The 19,256-nt window shown below is 63.6% G+C and carries 10 protein-coding genes; 6 read left to right on the forward strand and 4 right to left on the reverse strand.

The genetic code is table 11. The features are described from left to right. Nucleotides 1-2: 2 nt before the first annotated feature. The 6 genes from GGQ99_RS08550 (at nt 3) to glpK (ending at nt 6,554) form a co-directional block, all read left to right on the forward strand. On the forward strand, nt 3-1,070 hold the full coding sequence (locus GGQ99_RS08550) for an ABC transporter ATP-binding protein (protein ID WP_108608581.1): 1,068 nt from the start codon (nt 3-5) through the stop codon (nt 1,068-1,070). Nucleotides 1,071-1,072: 2 nt separating this feature from the next. Further along, nucleotides 1,073-1,939, forward strand: a complete 867-nt coding sequence (locus GGQ99_RS08555) for a carbohydrate ABC transporter permease (protein WP_183262024.1) — start codon at nt 1,073-1,075, stop codon at nt 1,937-1,939. A gap of 118 nt (nt 1,940-2,057) precedes the next feature. Continuing rightward, complete coding sequence (locus GGQ99_RS08560; protein ID WP_183262396.1) at nt 2,058-2,876, forward strand: carbohydrate ABC transporter permease; 819 nt, start codon at nt 2,058-2,060, stop codon at nt 2,874-2,876. Between the two features lie 13 nt (nt 2,877-2,889). Continuing rightward, complete coding sequence (locus GGQ99_RS08565) at nt 2,890-3,171, forward strand: DUF2160 domain-containing protein (protein ID WP_055979040.1); 282 nt, start codon at nt 2,890-2,892, stop codon at nt 3,169-3,171. A 74-nt stretch (nt 3,172-3,245) separates the two neighbouring features. After that, nucleotides 3,246-4,970 (forward strand): ABC transporter substrate-binding protein, encoded by a 1,725-nt coding sequence (locus GGQ99_RS08570; RefSeq protein ID WP_108608582.1) that lies wholly within the window; start codon nt 3,246-3,248, stop codon nt 4,968-4,970. Between the two features lie 90 nt (nt 4,971-5,060). Next, a complete protein-coding gene (gene glpK, locus GGQ99_RS08575; protein ID WP_183262026.1) occupies nt 5,061-6,554 on the forward strand; it encodes a glycerol kinase GlpK in 1,494 nt (497 codons plus the stop codon). A 20-nt stretch (nt 6,555-6,574) separates the two neighbouring features. On the opposite strand, the gene GGQ99_RS08580 is transcribed toward glpK, so the two are convergent. From GGQ99_RS08580 to GGQ99_RS08595, 4 genes are all read right to left on the reverse strand, one after another. Continuing rightward, on the reverse strand, nt 6,575-7,651 hold the full coding sequence (locus GGQ99_RS08580; RefSeq protein ID WP_183262028.1) for an NAD(P)H-dependent flavin oxidoreductase: 1,077 nt from the start codon (nt 7,649-7,651) through the stop codon (nt 6,575-6,577). Between the two features lie 27 nt (nt 7,652-7,678). Further along, nucleotides 7,679-8,443, reverse strand: a complete 765-nt coding sequence (locus tag GGQ99_RS08585) for a heme ABC transporter permease (RefSeq protein ID WP_108609954.1) — start codon at nt 8,441-8,443, stop codon at nt 7,679-7,681. A gap of 133 nt (nt 8,444-8,576) precedes the next feature. Continuing rightward, nucleotides 8,577-10,343: a glucan ABC transporter ATP-binding protein/ permease gene (locus GGQ99_RS08590; RefSeq protein ID WP_108608585.1), complete on the reverse strand. Its 1,767-nt coding sequence runs from the start codon at nt 10,341-10,343 to the stop codon at nt 8,577-8,579. A gap of 243 nt (nt 10,344-10,586) precedes the next feature. Next, nucleotides 10,587-19,142 (reverse strand): glycoside hydrolase family 94 protein, encoded by an 8,556-nt coding sequence (locus GGQ99_RS08595; protein WP_183262030.1) that lies wholly within the window; start codon nt 19,140-19,142, stop codon nt 10,587-10,589. Nucleotides 19,143-19,256: the final 114 nt, after the last annotated feature.

The raw sequence follows: 19,256 nt of genomic DNA on the forward strand, positions 1-19,256 counted from the left end.
AGATGGCACGCATCGACCTGAACCACATCCGCCACGCCTACGGCGCCAACCCGAAATCCGACAAGGACTATGCGCTGAGGGAGGTGCATCACAGCTTCGACGATGGCGGCGCCTATGCGCTGCTCGGCCCGTCCGGCTGTGGCAAGACCACGCTGCTCAACATCATTTCGGGGCTGCTGCACGCCTCGCACGGGCAGCTTCTGTTCGACGGCAAGGACGTGACCCGGCTGTCGACGCAGGAGCGCAACATCGCCCAGGTGTTCCAGTTCCCGGTCATCTACGACACCATGACGGTCTACGACAATCTCGCCTTCCCGCTGCGCAACCGTGGCGTCGCCGAGGCCGATGTCGACCGAAAGGTGCGCGAGACGCTCGAGATGATCGACCTCGCCAGCTGGGCCAAGCGCAAGGCGCGCGGGCTGACCGCCGACCAGAAGCAGAAAATCTCGCTCGGCCGCGGACTGGTACGCTCGGACGTCAACGCCATCCTGTTCGACGAGCCGCTGACCGTCATCGACCCGCACATGAAGTGGGTACTGCGTTCGCAGCTCAAGCAGCTTCACCGCCGCTTTGGCTACACCATGATTTACGTCACCCACGACCAGACCGAAGCACTGACCTTCGCCGAAAAGGTGGTGGTGATGTATGACGGCGAGATCGTCCAGATCGGCACACCGGCCGAACTGTTCGAGCGCCCCAAGCACACCTTCGTCGGCTATTTCATCGGCTCGCCCGGCATGAACGTCATGCCGGTGGCAGTTGATGGCAGGCGCGCCCGGCTCGGCGAGCAAGTAATCGACCTGCCCGGCGCGCCCAAGGCCGAAGGCAACGGCATCGAACTCGGCATCCGCCCCGAATACGTACGGCTGGGCGCCAAGGGCATGCCCGTCACCGTGCGCAAGGTCGAGGATATCGGCCGGCACAAGGTGGTGCGCGCCAGCCTCGAAGGCCGCGAGATCGCGGCGATCCTGGGCGAAGACGACAACGTGCCAGCCGATCCGCACGTCACCTTCGATCCCGCCGGCATCAACCTCTACGACAAGTCCTGGCGCGTCGAGATGGGAGCGTAACCATGGAAAAGACCTGGAACAACAAAGCCTGGTTCATGGTGCTGCCGGTGCTCGTGCTGGTGGCGTTCTCGGCGGTCATCCCGCTGATGACGGTGGTCAACTATTCGGTGCAGGACACGTTCGGCGGCAACCAGTTCTTCTGGGCCGGCGCCGAATGGTTCGAGGAGATGCTGCACTCCGACCGCTTCTGGGCCGCGATGGGCCGCAACCTGATCTTCTCGGCGATCATCCTGTCGATCCAGATCCCGCTCGGCATCTTCATCGCGCTCAACATGCCCAGGAAAGGCTGGGGCGTGCCCGTATGCCTGGTGCTGATGGCGCTGCCGCTGCTCATTCCGTGGAATGTCGTCGGCACCATCTGGCAGGTTTTCGGGCGCATCGACATCGGCCTGCTCGGCTACACACTGCACGCGCTCGGCTTCGACTACAACTACGTCAACGACCCGTTCGACGCCTGGGTGACGGTCATCGTCATGGACGTCTGGCACTGGACCAGCCTCGTCGTGCTGCTCTGCTACGCCGGGCTGGTGTCGATCCCCGACGCGTTCTACCAGGCGGCCAAGATCGACGGCGCCTCGCGCTGGGCGGTGTTCCGCTACATCCAGCTGCCGAAAATGCAGCGCGTGCTTCTGATCGCCGTGCTGCTGCGCTTCATGGACAGTTTCATGATCTACACCGAACCCTTCGTCGTCACCGGCGGCGGGCCCGGCAATTCGACGACCTTCCTGTCGATCGACCTCGTCAAGATGGCGGTCGGCCAGTTCGACCTCGGCCCGGCGGCGGCGATGTCGATCATCTACTTCCTGATCGTACTGCTGCTGTCATGGGTCTTCTACACCGTCATGACCAACTACGACGTGGAGAAGTGAGATGGCGGGGACAAGGGACGCCGTCGTGAACGCCGACAAAGACCAGATGATGCGCAATGCGCCGGCTGCGGAACGCACCGCCCATGGCGGCCTTGCGGACGCGGCGCTCGCCAGACGGATGCGGCGGCGCGGCGAAGAATCGCGCTTCTGGTGGGTGGTGCCGACGATCTACATCATCTTCTTGATGCTGCCGATCTATTGGCTGATCAACATGAGCTTCAAGTCAAACCAGGAAATCCTGGGCGCCTTCTCGCTCTGGCCGCAAAACCCGACGCTGCGCAACTACAGCGTGATCTTCACCGATCCGTCGTGGTACAAGGGTTACATCAACTCGATCATCTACGTGGTCATGAACACGGTGATTTCGATCTCCGTCGCCCTGCCTGCGGCCTATGCCTTCTCGCGCTATCGCTTCTTGGGCGACAAGCACCTGTTCTTCTGGCTTCTGACCAACCGCATGGCCCCGCCGGCGGTGTTCGCCCTGCCCTTCTTCCAGCTCTATTCCGCCTTTGGCCTGATCGACACGCATATCGCCGTCGCGCTCGCCCATTGCCTGTTCAACGTGCCCCTGGCGGTGTGGATCCTCGAAGGTTTCATGTCGGGCGTACCCAAGGAGATCGACGAGACCGCCTACATCGACGGCTACTCGTTCCCGCGCTTTTTCGTGAAGATCTTCGTGCCGCTGATCGCAAGCGGCATCGGGGTCGCGGCGTTCTTCACCTTCATGTTCTCCTGGGTCGAACTGTTGATCGCCCGCACCCTGACTACCACCGACGCCAAGCCGATCGCCGCCATCATGACGCGCACGGTCTCGGCCTCGGGCATGGACTGGGGCGTGCTTGCCGCGGCGGGTGTCTTGACCATCATCCCGGGCGCGCTCGTCATCTGGTTTGTCCGCAACTACATCGCCAAGGGCTTTGCCCTGGGCCGCGTCTGAGGGAGCGTTTGTGATGGACTTTTCCTGGATGGCCTGGACGCTGCCGACGGCGGCGTTCTTCATCACCATCTTCCTCATGCTGGTTGGCATGGGCGTGTGGGAGTATTTTTCGCCCGGCGGCAATCCGCGCGTCGGCATCCTCAGGTTCGAGACGACCCGGGGAGACAGGCTTTTCGTTTCGCTGCTTGGCAGCGCCTTCATTCATCTCGCATGGCTGGGCCTGATCGGGCCCAACCTGTGGTGGGCTCTCGCTCTCGCAGTGGTCTACGCCATCGGCGTATTCCGCTTCGTCTAGAGGGGGAAATGTTGGGCCGCCGCAAGCCCGCGGCGGCGCCAAATGGCAATGCAACCTTGTTTGGGAGGAAATTAATGCGACGCCATATTCTAGCATCAACGAGTGTGATCGCCCTGCTTTTGGGCGCAGGCAATGCCTTTGCCGGCATGGAGGAAGCGAAAACCTTCCTCGATACCGAGATCAAGGACATGTCGGCGCTCGACCGCGCCGGCCAGGAAGCCGAAATGCAGTGGTTCATCGATGCGGCGAAACCTTTCGCCGGCATGGACATCAAGGTCGTTTCGGAAACCATCACCACGCACGAATATGAATCGAAGACGCTCGCCAAGGCGTTCTCGGACATCACCGGCATCAAGATCACGCACGACCTCATCGGCGAGGGCGACGTCATCGAAAAGCTGCAGACGCAGATGCAGTCGGGCGAAAACATCTATGACGCCTATGTCAACGATTCCGACCTGATCGGCACCCACTGGCGCTATCTGCAGGCGCGCAGCCTGACCGACTGGATGGCCAACGAAGGCAAGGACGTCACCAATCCGAACCTCGACATCGCCGACTTCATCGGCAGCAAGTTCACGACCGCCCCGGACGGCAAGCTCTACCAGCTTCCCGACCAGCAGTTCGCGAACCTGTACTGGTTCCGCTACGACTGGTTCAACGACGAGAAGAACAAGGCCGATTTCAAGGCAAAATACGGCTACGACCTCGGCGTTCCGGTCAACTGGTCAGCTTACGAGGATATCGCCGAGTTCTTCACCGGCCGCGATATCAACGGCCAGAAGGTCTATGGCCACATGGACTACGGCAAGAAGGACCCCTCGCTCGGCTGGCGCTTCACCGATGCCTGGCTGTCGATGGCCGGCAACGGCGACAAGGGCCTGCCAAACGGCCTGCCGGTCGACGAATGGGGCATCAAGGTCAACGAGAAGTCACAGCCGGTCGGCTCGTGCGTAGCCCGCGGCGGTGACACAAACGGCCCGGCCTCGGTCTACTCGATCGTCAAGTATCTCGACTGGCTCAAAGCCTACGCTCCGCCGGAAGCGCAGGGCATGACCTTCTCCGAATCCGGCCCGGTTCCGGCTCAGGGCGCGGTTGCCCAGCAGATCTTCTGGTACACCGCCTTCACCGCCGACATGGTCAAGCCAGGCCTGCCGGTGATGAACGAGGACGGCACGCCGAAATGGCGCATGGCGCCCTCGCCGCACGGTGTCTACTGGAAGGACGGCATGAAGCTCGGCTACCAGGACGTCGGCTCGTGGACGATCCTGAAATCCACGCCCGACGACCGTGCCAAGGCCGCCTGGCTCTACGCGCAGTTCGTGACGTCGAAGACCGTGGACGTGAAGAAGAGCCATGTCGGCCTGACCTTCATCCGCCAGTCGACCCTCGACCACAAGAGCTTCAGCGATCGTGCGCCGCAGCTCGGCGGCCTGGTCGAGTTCTACCGTTCGCCGGCCCGCGTCCAGTGGTCGCCGACCGGCACCAACGTGCCCGACTATCCGAAGCTGGCCCAGCTGTGGTGGCAGGCGATCGGCGATGCTTCGTCGGGTGCCAAGACGGCCCAGGAGGCCATGGACTCGCTTTGCGCCGAGCAGGAAAAGGTGATGGAACGCCTCGAGCGCGCCGGCATCCAGGGCGATATCGGTCCGAAGCTGGCGGAAGAGCATGATCTCGCCTACTGGAACGCGGAAGCGGTCAAGGCAGGTAATCTTGCACCTCAGCTGAAGATCGAGAACGAGAAGGAAAAGCCGATCACCGTCAATTACGACGAACTGGTGAAGAGTTGGAGCAAGTAAGGGTTCAGGCGGAATTTCCGCCTGGCAGGACCTGGGGAGACGGCACAATGCCGTCTCCCCTATTTTTGCAAGTGACTGCAGGAGACGGAAATGAGCGGTTTCGTTCTGGCGATCGATCAGGGCACCACGTCCAGCCGGGCGATCGTGTTCGATCAGGCAATGAGCGTTGTCGGCATCGGCCAGAAGGAATTCACCCAGCATTTCCCAGCGTCGGGCTGGGTCGAACATGATCCGGAAGAAATCTGGGACAGCGTGGTTTCGACCTGCAAGACTGCATTGAAGAAGGCCGGCAAGGACGCCGCCGACATCGCCGCGATCGGCATCACCAACCAGCGCGAAACCGTGGTCATCTGGGACAAAGCCACAGGCAAGCCGATCCACAACGCGATCGTCTGGCAGGACCGGCGCACCGCGCCGCTGTGCGCCAAGCTCAAGAAGCAAGGGCTGGAGCCGCGCTTCACCAAGAAGACCGGCCTGCTGCTGGACCCCTATTTCTCCGGCACCAAGATCGCCTGGCTGCTCGACAAGGTGACGGGCGCGCGCAAACGTGCAGAGCGCGGCGAACTGCTGACCGGGACCATCGACTCGTTCCTGATCTGGCGGCTTACCGGCGGCAAGATGCACGCGACGGACGCTACCAACGCCTCGCGCACGCTGGTCTACAACATCGAAAAGAATGCCTGGGACGCCGAACTGCTCGACATCCTGCGCATCCCGGCCGCGATGCTGCCCGAGGTCAAGGATTGCGCCGCAGACTTCGGCGTCACGGAGAAAGCGTTGTTCGGCGCCGAGATCCCGATCCTGGGCGTGGCCGGCGACCAGCAGGCGGCAACCATCGGCCAGGCCTGTTTCGAGCCAGGCATGATGAAATCCACCTACGGCACCGGCTGCTTTGCCATCCTCAATACCGGCAGCGATATCGTGCGTTCGAAGAACCGGCTGCTCACCACCATCGCCTACCGGCTCGACGGCAAGACGACCTATGCACTCGAAGGCTCGATCTTCATCGCAGGTGCTGCGGTGCAGTGGCTGCGCGACGGCATCAAGGTGATCGGCAAGGCCGAGCACAGTGGCGCGATGGCGGCCCAAGCCGACGACAGACAGAGCGTCTATCTCGTGCCTGCCTTCGTAGGCCTCGGCGCGCCGCACTGGGATGCCGAGGCACGCGGCGCCATTTACGGGCTGACCCGCAATACCGGCCCTGAAGAATTCGCCCGGGCGGCGCTGGAGTCCGTCGCCTACCAGACCCGCGATCTGCTCGACGCGATGAAGAAGGACTGGAAGACCAGGAACGGCAAGACGGTGCTGCGCGTCGACGGCGGCATGGTCGCCTCCGACTGGACGATGCAGCGCCTCGCCGACATCCTCGACGCGCCGGTCGACCGACCGACCGTGCTCGAAACAACAGCTCTCGGCGCTGCCTGGCTTGCCGGTTCGCGGGCGGGCGTGTGGCCAAAGGCCAAGGATTTCGCCAAGGCCTGGGCGCTCGACCGGCAGTTCAGGCCCGAGATGCAACCGGCCGTGCGCGCGGCCAAGCTGAAGGGCTGGCACGACGCGGTACGCCGGACGCTGACGCCAAAATAGCCTGTCGCTGCGATAATCCCCTACCTGGCAAATTTGGCCAGCAGCGCCTGCGCCTCTTCGGCGAGGGTTCGCGTCAGTTCACCCGCCGGCATTTCGCGGCCGAGGCGCGCGGCCTGTCCTGACCACAACGACATGAAGTCGCCCGAACCCTGCGGCTCGGACTTCGCCCGCAGCGGCGCCAGCGCGCCGCCGGCAAGCGGAAAAGCGGGCGCCAGGTCGGACAGCGGGCCGACTTCGCGCATGATGCGGTTGACGATGCCGCGCGCCGGCCGGCCGGTGAAGACATTGGTCAGAGCGGTATGATCGTCCTTGGCGGTGCGCAGCACTGCCTTGTGAGGGGCCGCCACCTTGGCTTCCGGGCAGAACAGATAGGCGGTGCCGATCTGCACCGCCGAGGCTCCAAGCACGAAGGCCGCAACGATACCGCGTGCATCGGCGATGCCGCCGGCTGCGATGACCGGCACCTTGACCGCGTCGACCACCTGCGGCACCAGCGCGAAGGTGCCTGCCTGATTGGCGACGTCGTCGGTGAGGAAAATGCCGCGATGGCCACCGGCCTCGGCCCCTTGCGCGATGATGGCATCGCAGCCGTGCTGCTCCAGCCACACCGCTTCGTCGGCTGTCGTCGCCGACGACAGCACCTTGGCGCCGGTCGCCTTGACCCGGTCGAGCAGGCCAGCGTCGGGCAGGCCGAAATGGAAGCTTACCACCTCGGGGCGGAACTCCTGGACGATCTCGCAGAACTCGGCATCGAAAGGCGCTCGCGCCGAGCGTGGTGTGGGTGCTGCAGGATCGAGTCCGAGTTCAAGGTAAAATGGTTCTAGGCGGCGTTTCCACGCGGATTCGCGGGCGAGGTCTTCCTCGGGCTGCCTGTGGCAGAAGAAATTGACGCTGATCGGCCGCGAGGTGCGCTGGCGGATGATGCCGAGTTCGGTGCGCGTCTTCTCAGGGGTCATCAGCGCACAGGGCAAGCCGCCCAGTCCGCCAACTTCGGAAACGGCAATCACCATCTCGGAATCGACAGGCCCGGCCATCGGCGCCTGCAAGATCGGAAGGTCGAGGCCCAGGAGATCAAGAGTTCGACGATCGGGCCACATGTTGGCTTCCTTCCTGGGTTTGGCCGCTCAGTGACGCTGGCGCTCGGCCTTCCGGGCAGCGATCTGGCGCATGGCCATCACACGGCGCCGCAATATCTCGGTGCGCATCGCCATTAGATGCAGAGTGAAGAACAGAAGGGTAAAGCCAAGCGCCATCACAAGCAGGGGCCAGAGCAGGCTGGGATGGATCGTCGGGCCATCGAGGCGGAACACCGAAGCCGGCTGGTGCAGCGTGTTCCACCATTCGACCGAAAACTTGATGATCGGGATATTGACGAAGCCGACCAGCGTGATGACCGCCGCGGCACGCGCCGAGCGCGCAGGGTCGTCGAGCGCGCGCGTCAGCGCGATGATGCCGAGATACATCAGGAAAAGCACGAAGACCGAGGTCAGCCGCGCGTCCCACACCCACCAGGTGCCCCACATCGGCTTGCCCCAGATCGAGCCTGTAAGCAGCGCCAGGGCGGTGAACACGGCACCAACCGGTGCTGCCGACTTCAGTGCCACGTCGGCGAGCGGGTGGCGCCAGACAAGCGTTCCCAGTGCCGCAATTGCCATCACGGAGTAGCACATCATGGCGAGCCAGGCGAAGGGCACGTGGATGTACATGATGCGGACGGTAATGCCCTGCTGGAAATCACCGGGCGCGGCAAAGCCGAGATACAGGCCTGCAGCGAGCACCAGCGCCGAAGCGCCGGCGAGCCAAGGGACAACCTTGTCCACCAGCGCGATGAAGCGGGTCGGGTTGGCCAGGTCGCTGAAACGCCAAGCCTGCGAACTCGTCTGTGTCATGGACGCTAAATAGCCGTGGCCGGCCTTCTTCGCAATCAGTTCCAACGTCGCGGCCCGCCAACGCAAACGGGGCGCCGAAGCGCCCCGCAGACAAAAACCAGATCGGCCTCAGGCCGCCGCCTCGAGGACAGCGTCAGGCCGCTGCCTCGACATGGGTGACGCGGCGGACCTCTTCGTCGTTGAGCAGGCCACCGGCGCGCAGCAGCGAGGCAAAGCGCCCGTTGCGAGCCGAAAGCTCGCCAAAGCCGCCCATCTCGACGACACGGCCGTGATCCATGAACACGACGAGGTCGGCGTCGCGAACAGTGCTCAGGCGGTGGGCGATGATGAACGTCGTGCGGCCATCGCGCAGCATGTCGATCGCGTCCTTGACGCGGTTCTCTGTCTCGACGTCGAGCGCGCTGGTCGCCTCGTCCAGCACCAGGATCGGCGCGCTCTTGAGGATGGCGCGGGCAATCGCGATGCGTTGGCGCTCGCCGCCGGACAACTGCCCACCGCGCTCGCCGACATTGGTGTCATAGCCTTCGCTCTTCGACAGGATGAAGTCCTGCGCTGCCGCGGCGCTGGCTGCGGCGTGCACTTCCTCATAGCTGGCGCTGGCGCGGCCGACGCGGATGTTGGCCTCGATCGAGCGGTTGAGCATGCCGGCATCCTGGAACACGGTGGCGATCGAATGGCGCAGCGACTTCTTGGTCACGCTGCGCGTATCGATACCGTCGATCAGGATACGGCCATGCTCCGGCGCATGAACGCGTTGCAGGAGGTTGATAAGCGTGGTCTTGCCCGCGCCGGTCGGGCCGACGATGGCAACGGTCTGGCCGGCGCTGACCTCGAAGGAAACGTCGCTCACGCCCTGCCCCGAATTCGGAAACTCGAAGCTGACATTTTCGAAGCGGACATGGCCGGTAACGTTTTCCAACTCACGCAGGCCCTCGGGCTCGCGATGGTCGGCGGCGGTATCCTCGAGACGATAGAACTCCTCCAGCTTCGAACGGGCGTCGAATATCTGGTTGGCGAAATTCGAAACCTGGTCGAGGCGGCTGATCAGCAAGGCGGCAAAGCCGGTGAAGGCAACGATATCGCCGATCCGCAACTGGCCCTGGGTGACGAGATAGGCACCGATGAGCAGCACCACCATCATCGAGATCGTCGAGGCGAGCCGATGCATGGCGGAAGCCAGCGCCCACCAATCGAGGACCGGGTTCTGCGTGGTGATCAGCGCCTTGACGTAATCGCGCAGCGATTCCGTCTCCTGGCCGATACGGTTGTAGCTCTGCAGCACCGCCACGTTGCTGACCGAGTCGGAGACGTGGGAGAAAACCTTGTGATAGTGGCGCTCGACCGAAGCCTGGCCTTCCTTGGTCTTGCGCATCACCAGCCGGCCGATCATCAGATAGAGCGCACCGAGGCCGATCAGCACCAGCGACATGCGGACGTCCATCGCGAAGGCCGTCGGGATGAGCAGCGTCAGCGCCACGGCGGTCGACAGGTGGGTGCGCATGAATTCGAGCCACAGGCTGAACAGCGCCTCTACCGCGCGCAGCAGCGTGTGCAGCGAGTGCGACGTGCCACGCTGCTGGTGCCAGGCCAGCGGCATGGTGATGACGCGTTCGAACGACTGGCAGAGAACTTCGCCGCGCCGCGCATGGGCCAGGCGGTCGGCGCCACGCGCCACCAGAACGAAAGCGACAATGTTGAACGCGCCGAAGCTGGCCCACAGCGCCATCGTGGGAACGACTTCCGTCTTTCCGGCAATGGCATCGATGATGCGTCCGAACAGAATCGGCTCGGCAATAGTGACGATGGCCAACACGACGTTGGCTGCGCAAATCAGCCCGACCTTCTTGCCGTCTGCGGCAAGATAGCGAAGGGCTCTCCAATAAACCTCAAGCAACGACACTTTGGTACCCCTTGAGTCCCGTTCGTCCCTTTATTGTGCACTGCACCATGGCCGACAAATAGCGACCTCGGGTCCGCAAGACAATGCGCAGATAACCTCTGAGTTCAAAAAAATCGAACAACACATAGCTACGCTCGGTAATCTCGTGTGATCCGATAAGGAATTGAGAACTAACGAAAAAAGGCATCGTTGCGGCGAAATGATGACGAAGATGACGGACAAGTTAACGCAGGGGCATTCCGGTCAGGCCGGAATGCGCACCACCACCTCGATCTCGCCACGATCGCGCATGGCAAAAGACGCATCCTTGCCCTTCACGCCATCGACATCGGCCTTCGCAGCCTTAGTGGTTTTGTCTCTCACCACCCGCAACCTATAGACAGCTCCACCCAAGCGCAGGGTCGCAGCGTAGCCCTCCCAATGCTTGGGGATGGCTGGCGAAACCACAAGGCGGTCGCCGCGCCGGCTGATGCCGAGGATGCTTTCGACCGCCGCGCGATAGAGCCAGCCGGCCGAACCTGTGTACCAGGTCCAGCCACCGCGCCCTGCCTTGGATGCGTCGGCATAGACATCGGCCGCCACGACATAGGGTTCGACCCGGTAGGTCTCCGCCGAATGCTCGTCGAGCGCATGGTTGACCGGGTTGAGCATGGAGAAGCAGCGGTAGGCCTCGTCGACCTGCCCCATTTCCGCCAGCGCGATGACAAACCACGTCGCCGCATGGGTGTACTGGCCACCGTTCTCGCGCACGCCTGGCGGATAGGACTTGATGTAGCCGGGTTCCTTCTCCGTCTCGGAGAACGGCGGCGTGAACAGCCTGATGAGCTGCATCTCGTCATCGACCAGCATCTTGGTCGCCTGCGCCATGGCGGTGCGCGAACGGGCAGGATCTCCCTCGCCCGAGATCACGCTCCACGACTGGGCGATCGAATCGATCTTGCATTCGTCGGAATTGCGCGAGCCGAGCGGCGTGCCATCGTCGAAACTGCCGCGACGATACCACTCGCCGTCCCAGGCGGCATTCTCCAGCGCCCGCTTCAGGGCATTGGCATGCTTATCCCAGGCATTGGCGCGCTTGGAGTCGCCCTCCGCCTTGGCCAGGGGCGCAAACTCGCCCAGCGTCTTCAGCAGGAACCAGCCGAGCCAGACGCTGTCGCCCTTGCCCTCCTCGCCGACGCGGTTCATGCCGTCGTTCCAGTCGCCACCGAGGATCAGCGGCAGTCCGTTCTTGGCGGTCCGCTTGATGGCGAGGTCGAGCGCGCGGGCGCAATGCTCGTAGAGCGAAGCCTTCTTCTTCGACGCCTCGGGCGTGAAGAAGGCATCATGCTCGCCAGGGTTGAGCTGCTGTCCTTCGATGAAGGGCAATTGCTCGGCCAGGATCGCGGCGTCGCCGGTCACGGTGACATAGCGCGCCGTGGCGCTGGCCAGCCAGACGACGTCGTCGGAGATCATCGTGCGCACGCCGGCACCGGTGCGCGGCAGCCACCAGTGCTGCACGTCGCCTTCGGCAAATTGCCGGCCAGCCGCATTCAATATCTGTGCACGGGCCAGGCTTGCGTCATGCATCAGCAACGCAAGCGTGTCCTGCAACTGGTCGCGGAAACCGAACGCCCCGCTCGCCTGATAGAAGGCCGAGCGCGCACGGATGCGGCAAGCAAGGCTTTGATAGGGCAGCCAGTGGTTGACCATCGCGTCGAGCGCCTTGTCCGGCGTGTCGACTTCGATCGTGCCGAGGAACGAGCGCCAGTCATCCGCATTGTCGGCAAGCCGCTTGTCGAAATCGACCTTGAGATGACGGGCAACAAGTGCGCTCGCCTCTTCGTCGGAGCCGGCATCGCCGAGCAGCCACAGCAGCGACACCGAGCCGCCAGCCGGCACCTCGACGTCCCGCGCAATCGCGGCACAAGGATCGACGCCGGCTTCCACGCGGCCGGTCAGTTCAACACCGAGCGTCACCGCGCGCGGCGCCTCGACCGTTCCTCCCGTGCCAATGAACTCGAGACGATCGGCGGTGACCGAACCGGCCTTGCCGTCCATCGCCATGAAGGCGACGCGCTCGCCGAAATCGAGACCATAGGTGTTGCGCGCCAACAGTGCGCCGGTCGCCGGATCGAGCGAGGGAACGATGTTCGGCGCGGTCTTGGCCCGCCCGGTGCCGAGCACCCACTCGGCATAGGCATAGACCCTGAGCTTGGCCGCCACGGCGCCGGAATTCTCGATGCGCAGTCGCGAAACACGGACAGGATCCGCCGGGTCTACAAGGTGGGTCAACTCGGTCGTCAGCGTGCCGCGCTTGGAGCGGAAGGTCGAGAAGCCCTGACCGTGACGCGCCTCGTAGGAAGCGCTCGCATCACGCGCGACAGCGGCAATCGGCGAGTAGGTCCTGCCGCTGGTGCGGTCGAAGACGTAGATCGCCTCGCCCGGCCGGTTGGTGACCGGGTCGTTCGACCACGGCGTCAGCTGGTAATCGCGGCTGTTGCGGCTCCAAGTGAAGGAAGCGCCCTCGGCCGAACTGTGGAAGCCGAAGCCGGCATTGGCAACGACGTTGATCCAGGGCTGCGGCGTGGCACGCATGCCGTTGAGGCGCACGACATAGTCGCGGCCGCCAGCGTCGAAACCGCCAAATCCGTTCCAGTGGGAAAGTCCGTCGCCGGCGGCCTTGCGCGCGTTCCGCGAAGGCAAAGCTGCCGTTGCCGTCGATTCCGGGCGGTCCGTTGCCTGAGCCGTCGCCAGCGCGTCACGCGCCTGAAGAGCGGCGGCCTCGGCGCGCTCGATCTGGTCGAAGATGGTGCCGTTGCGGGTGTGCAGGCAGACCCGCGCGACAGCGAGCAGCGTGCGATAGGACGCTTCGTCCATCAGGTCGCGGCGCACGGCGAAGATGTGCTGGCGCGGGCCGAGTTCCTTGCCGCGCAGGCGGCTGTTCTCGCACAGATGCTCGATGGCCTGCTGCAGATCCTGCACATAGGACGAAGCCTGCTCGTTGACGATGACGAGATCGGCGACCAGGCCGCGAGCCCGCATGTACTCCTGGAACCTCAGCGCCTGGGCGACGATCTCGATATCGGCAATGTCGCCGATCCGGATCGCCAGGATCGGGAAATCGCCGGAAATCGCCATCGGCCACAGCGCCGACTGCCGGCCGAGGCCGGAGGCGATCGCGTCTGCCGAAAGGCGCAGGAACGGATCGGGATAGATCAGATAGCGCGCCAGCTTCTGCACATTGGCGGCATCGGCGAGATTGAGGCCGAGGTGGCGTGTCTGAACCTGCGAACGCGTCCAGGACAGCATGGCCTGGCGCGGGAAACCCTCGGGATGGTCGAGCCGGGCTACCGTCTCCTCGACTTCCTCGCGGGTCGAACCGACGACGGTCCAGAACGTCAGCGAGACCTTCTTGTTGGCCGGCACGCGGACGCGGCGGCGAAGTGCCGCTACAGGGTCGAGGGTGAAGCCGGCACTGCCCGAAAGCTTGGCGCCCGCGTCGAAGGCTGCCGGATCGGCGATCGTACGGCCGCGGCCGATGAAGGCGCGGCGGTCGGTCTCGGCTTCGGTATCGCGTGCAAAGCCAGACTGATCGGTGACGAAGTGCGCGGCCACGACCGAGGGCTCATTGGCCGCCCGCTTCTGCCGGGTCGCCAGGATCGCGCTGCCGTTGTGGGTGATCTCGGTTTCGACGAACATCTTCGAGAACGCCGGGTGGGCGTTGTCGTTGGCCTCGGGTGCAAGCACCAGCTCGGCAAAAGACGTCACCTCGATGTGACGATCGACGGCGGCATCGTTCCAGATGACGATGCGCCGGGCCTCACCATTGCCTTCGGAAACGACGATGCACTCGACCTCGCTGCGCAGCGTGCCGACAGTCTTGATGAAGCTCGCCTTATCGTCACAGAACAGCGTCTGGGTCTGCTCGCCGGTGGCGCGCTTGGGTTCGGCGGTCGCCGACCACCAGTCACCGGTATCGGTATCGCGCAGGAACAGGTAGGTGCCCAGCCGATCCTCGGTCGGGTCCGGCTGCCAGCGCGTGATCGCCATGTCGTTCCAGCGGCTGTAGCCGGAACCGGTGGCGGACACCATCACCGAATAGCGGCCGTTCGACATCAGGTTGGTCGAGCGCAACGCCCGCATCGGATTGAGCACCAGGCGCGTGTCGGCGCTGTGGTCAGTGGTCTCGTCCTTGGTGTGCTCGGCAACCTCCGTGCGAACGGTTGCGACTGGGATGTCGCGCGGCGCCTTCTCCTGCAACAGAAGCTCGGCAGCCTCGATCACCTGGTCGCTGTGGAACCGGTCGCGCATCCGGCCTTCGAAGATGGCGTTGGCAATCGATACGATCGACATGCCCTGGTGGTGGGCCATGTAGTTGTAGACGATGGCATGATCGGCGCCTTCCGGCACGCGCTGCGGCGTGTAGTCGACGGCGTCGTAGTAGCCGTAGCGACCGAGCGCGCCAATCTTGCGCAAACGTCGGAGGTTTGCGGTCGCCTCGCTCGGCATGAACTGGGCTGCCAGCACGGTCGCATAGGGCGCGATCACCGTATTCTGGCCAAGGCCACGCTTGAGGCCGAGTCCCGGCACGCCGAAATTGGTGTACTGGTAGGTCAGTTCGCGGTCGCGCCCATTGTAGGCCGCTTCCGAAATGCCCCACGGAATACCCTTCGAGCGGCCATACTGTATCTGCCGGCGAATGATGAGCTTGTTGGTCTGATTGAGAATGCCGCCCTGCGGCTCTTTCATGACCAGCGGCGGCATCAGGTATTCGAACATCGAGCCCGACCACGACATCAGCGCGCCCTGGAAACCGATCTCGACGATCGGCCGGCCGAGCCGGAACCAGTGCTCGGTCGGAATGTCGCCCTTGGCGATGCCGAACAGGCTGGTCAGACGTGCCTCCGAGGCCAGCAGGTCGTAGCAGCTTTCGTCGAGTTGATGTTCCTCGACTCGATAGCCGATGGACAGCAACTTGCGCTCATTGCGCATCAGGAACGAGAAATTCATCTCGAAAGCGAACTTGCGGGTGCGCTCGCGCAGTTCCATCAGCTTGGCTCGCAGGGCGGCGACGGCCTGGTCGTCGCTGTGCGCGTCATGGACATGCGCCTCGCAGGTGACCTCGAGCGTCCGCGCCCAATCGGACAGGACTTCGCTCTTGGTCGATACCGCCTCCGTATGGATGGCGCCCGCCAGCTTGCGGATCTCGCCCGACAAGACCGCCAGGTTGATGGTGCGAATCGAGGCCATTTCGGGCTGCGACTTGATCGTCTCCACCGCGCGGCGCATGCCGTCGATGCGGTCGATGAGCCGCTGGCGCAGCGGCCTCAACTGCCGGCGATCGTCCGGCAGGTCGGCTACGCTTTCCTCGATGATCGAGACTATATCGAGAATGCCTTCGAAATCGCCCTGCAGATGGACCGAGGGCGCTTCCGCCCATTCAGAACAGGCCGTGGCGACCGCCACGAGATGGCCGGCGAGATTGCCGCTGTCGACGCTTGAGACATAAAGCGGATAGAGCGGACGCAGGTTGGTGGTGTCGTACCAGTTGTAGAGATGCCCCCTGTAGCGCTCCATCTTCTCGATGGTCGAAACCGTGGCGTCGATGCGCGCAACCGCATCCGCAAGGCTGATCCAGCCGAAATCCCGGGCCGACACCACCGACAGCAGGTAGACGCCAATATTGGTCGGCGACGTACGTGTGGCGATGACGCCGGTCGGGTTTTCCTGGAAATTGTCCGGCGGCAGGTGGTTCTGCTCGGGCGTCACGAAAGTTTCGAAGTAGTGCCAGGTGCGGCGGGCCACCGTGCGCAGCGTATGCACATCCCAAGGCATGACGTGCAGCCGGTCCTCGGTCTCGGCCGAGCGGCTGATCAGCCAGGCGAAGGCGGGCGAGCCGGCCCAGAAGACGGCGAATGCGAAGGCAACGAACGCGCCGGTCGAATCCGCGAAAACCGGCACTGCCAGGCCGATGACGGCAATAATCACCGCGCCATACATCATCCTGTAGTAGGCAGCGAGGTCGTTGCCGCCTGATTTGTGCGCCTGCGAGGCGGTGCGCCACTCCAACAGGTCCTTGCGGCTTACGAACAGGCGGTAGAGCGTGCGGACGATGGCGTCGCCCATCATCCAGGCGAGATGCGCCATGAGCACGATCTTCAACGCCACCATCGCCGTGCCGAATGCCAGGTCGCGGCCAAGCGCGCTGAAATGGCCTCGCGGCGTGGCGTCGCGGTTCTTCGGCAGGATGGCGTCGATGATGTCGAAGGTCGGCGCCATGAACAGGCTGAGGATCAACAGCGCCTGCCATTGCGCGGCCTGGGTGAAGGGCAGCAGCGTCCAGCCGGCAATCGCCGCCAAGACCCAGAAGATGGGGGTCAGCGAGCGCCTGAGATTGTCGACCATCTTCCAGCGCGACAGCGCCGGAACGCCCGATTTCGGATCGAAGATGAAGCCGAGCAGTTGCCAGTCGCCACGCGCCCAGCGGTGCTGGCGCGAGGCGTCGACCGAATAACGGGTCGGGTAGTCCTCGACGACCTCGACATCGGTGACGAGCGCCGAGCGCGCGAGCGCACCTTCGAGCAGATCGTGGCTGAGCACGGTGTTTTCGGCGATACGGCCCTTGAGCGCAGCCTCTATCGCGTCGACATGATACAGCCCCTTACCGGTGAAGGTGCCTTCTCCGAACACGTCCTGGTAGAGATCGGAAACGGCAAAGACGTAAGGGTCGAGGCCGCGGTGGGCCGAGAAGACGCGCTGGAAGAAAGAGGCTTCATCGCCCGTCGTCAGTGACGGCGTCACGCGCGGCTGCAAGATTGCATAACCAGCCGTCACCAGGCGCTTTTCGGTGTCGAACTCCGGCCGGTTGAGCGGGTGGCACATCTTGCCCACCAGCTTGGTGACCACGCCGCGCGTCATGCGCGTATCGGCGTCGAGCGTCATGACGTGAACGATGTTGTCGGGCAGCGCCACGTCCGTCGGCATGAAGGTGGTGTCGCCGTCGCCGCGCAGCAAAAGGTTCAGTTCGTGCAGCTTGCCGCGCTTGCGCTCCCAGCCCATCCAACAGCCTTGCGCCGGATTGTAGAGCCGGCGGCGGTGCAGCAGATAGAACCGCGGCGCGCCCTCGCTCGGATAGCGCTGGTTGAGCTTGGCGATCTCGCGGCGGGCGTAATCGTAGATTTCGCGGTCGCCGGCCGAAATCTCGGCCTGGCTGTCGGGCCAGTCGGAGAGCACGGCGAAATGAAGTTCACCCGACATGTTGGCGAGATAATGCACCTCGATATTGCGGATGTTTTCCTCGACATCGTCGCGCGAGCCGATCAGCGACGGCACCACCACGAGCGTTCGGGCTTCAGCCGGCACGCCGTGCTTGAACTCGTAGCCGATGAGCCGGGTCGGCTCCAGGAACTTGAGCACGATGGTGTTGAAGAAAGCGAGTGCGCCTTCACTTGCCGGAACAGCAAACAGCGTCAGCATCAGCGCGATCGCTGCCGTCGGCAGGCCAAGGGCCGCGAGCGCGTTGCCGGCGAGCAAAAGCAGGACCACGGTCAGCGCAAAGACCGGAAGGGCTATGCCCAGCCAGTTGGTCTTGCGGAAGGCACGATTGATGACGCGGCCGATCGTCGGGCGATAGCCGATCGCCTGCTCCAGTTCCTGCCGGCGCGGGCCGACAAGGAAGAAACCGACGTCCGAACATTCCTTCTGCAGATCGTCCCGATCCGCAAGCGGCGCAGGCTTTTCCGTGTGGGCGAAATCGGTCGCACGCTCGGCGACCTGAAATTCGGAAAGCTTGGAGTGGCGGGCCAGATCCTCGATCGCGGTGCGATACTGGTCGCGCGAGGCGAAATCGAGCGCCGCAAAATTGGTGCGCTCGCGCAGCAGCGTGTCGACGCGGCTGACATCCTCGAACCAGACCGTCCAGTCCTGGTCGTTGATGAGGCGAAGGCCACGGATGATGTTGCCGGTTGTGACGTTGCCGCTCGACAGCGTGTGGTGCTCGCCGATGATGATCTCTTCGGCGTCGCTGCCGGACTTCTCAAGCTCGTTTTCAAGCCAGATCAATGCCTTGCCGGCATTTTGCGAGCCATCGCGCAAACGATAGAGCAGTTGTGTCGCAAAGGTCGTGTCACGGGCATGCGCCGCATAGGCCCTGAGCAAGGCCAGGCCGTCATCCTGTTCCTGCACACCCTGCAGGCGATCGGCGACGTCGTTGGCAATCGCTCGCATCTCGCGGGCGCGATTGACCCGCACGGCGATACGGCGAAGGTTCTCGACCAGCACGAAGCGCAGGAGTGAAGGCAGCGCCCAGAGTTCGCCGATGTGCAGCGGCTCGACGGACTGGTAGCCCTCGACTATCGACTTGAACATCTGCGCCGACACGGTGCTGTCGGAGTGGGCGACGTAGATCCAGGCGATGGCGAGCGCGCGCGGGACCTGCTGTCCTTCACCCAGTTCGATGGTCGGCAATTCGCGGTAGAAGCGGCGCGGCAGGTCGCGCTTGACCTGATAGATCGTCTCCTCGACAAGATAGTTATTGTCGAGCAGCCATTGCGCGGCGGGCGTGATCGGCTCGCCCCTGCCCTGCGCGGCGTTGGTGTCGCGATAGACCTGGAGAATCTTCTTGGCGCTCTCGCGAATGCGGGCGTGGAAGTCGAACGCTTCGAGACCGGCATAGGAGCGCAACTCCTTGCGGGCCAGACTTTCGCCCGTCGCCCTAAGCCGGTCCTCATGGAGCACCGTGGCCCTTATCGGCTGTTCTGCCACAGCCGGAAAACTAGGCACTACATCTTTGATCCGGCGCGGGTCGGTCTGAATATTCATCTACAGCATTTCCGTCTGACAGAAAGTCCGCCACGCCTTTCGGCGCCGCGGACCTGTCGCATAAACCGTTTCAAACAAGAATTGGTTGCATGGCAACACAACAGGTCGATTGAT

The organism is Aminobacter niigataensis (assembly GCF_014200015.1).
GTDB lineage: Bacteria > Pseudomonadota > Alphaproteobacteria > Rhizobiales > Rhizobiaceae > Aminobacter > Aminobacter niigataensis.

What these genes read in the sequence shown, in the direction of transcription:
- GGQ99_RS08550 (WP_108608581.1), top strand. Translation starts at nt 3, where the DNA reads ATGGCACGCATCGACCTGAACCACATCCGCCACGCCTACGGCGCCAAC.
- GGQ99_RS08555 (WP_183262024.1), top strand. Translation starts at nt 1,073, where the DNA reads ATGGAAAAGACCTGGAACAACAAAGCCTGGTTCATGGTGCTGCCGGTG.
- GGQ99_RS08560 (WP_183262396.1), top strand. Translation starts at nt 2,058, where the DNA reads ATGCGGCGGCGCGGCGAAGAATCGCGCTTCTGGTGGGTGGTGCCGACG.
- GGQ99_RS08565 (WP_055979040.1), top strand. Translation starts at nt 2,890, where the DNA reads ATGGACTTTTCCTGGATGGCCTGGACGCTGCCGACGGCGGCGTTCTTC.
- GGQ99_RS08570 (WP_108608582.1), top strand. Translation starts at nt 3,246, where the DNA reads ATGCGACGCCATATTCTAGCATCAACGAGTGTGATCGCCCTGCTTTTG.
- glpK (WP_183262026.1), top strand. Translation starts at nt 5,061, where the DNA reads ATGAGCGGTTTCGTTCTGGCGATCGATCAGGGCACCACGTCCAGCCGG.
- GGQ99_RS08580 (WP_183262028.1), bottom strand. Translation starts at nt 7,651, where the DNA reads ATGTGGCCCGATCGTCGAACTCTTGATCTCCTGGGCCTCGACCTTCCG.
- GGQ99_RS08585 (WP_108609954.1), bottom strand. Translation starts at nt 8,443, where the DNA reads ATGACACAGACGAGTTCGCAGGCTTGGCGTTTCAGCGACCTGGCCAAC.
- GGQ99_RS08595 (WP_183262030.1), bottom strand. Translation starts at nt 19,142, where the DNA reads ATGAATATTCAGACCGACCCGCGCCGGATCAAAGATGTAGTGCCTAGT.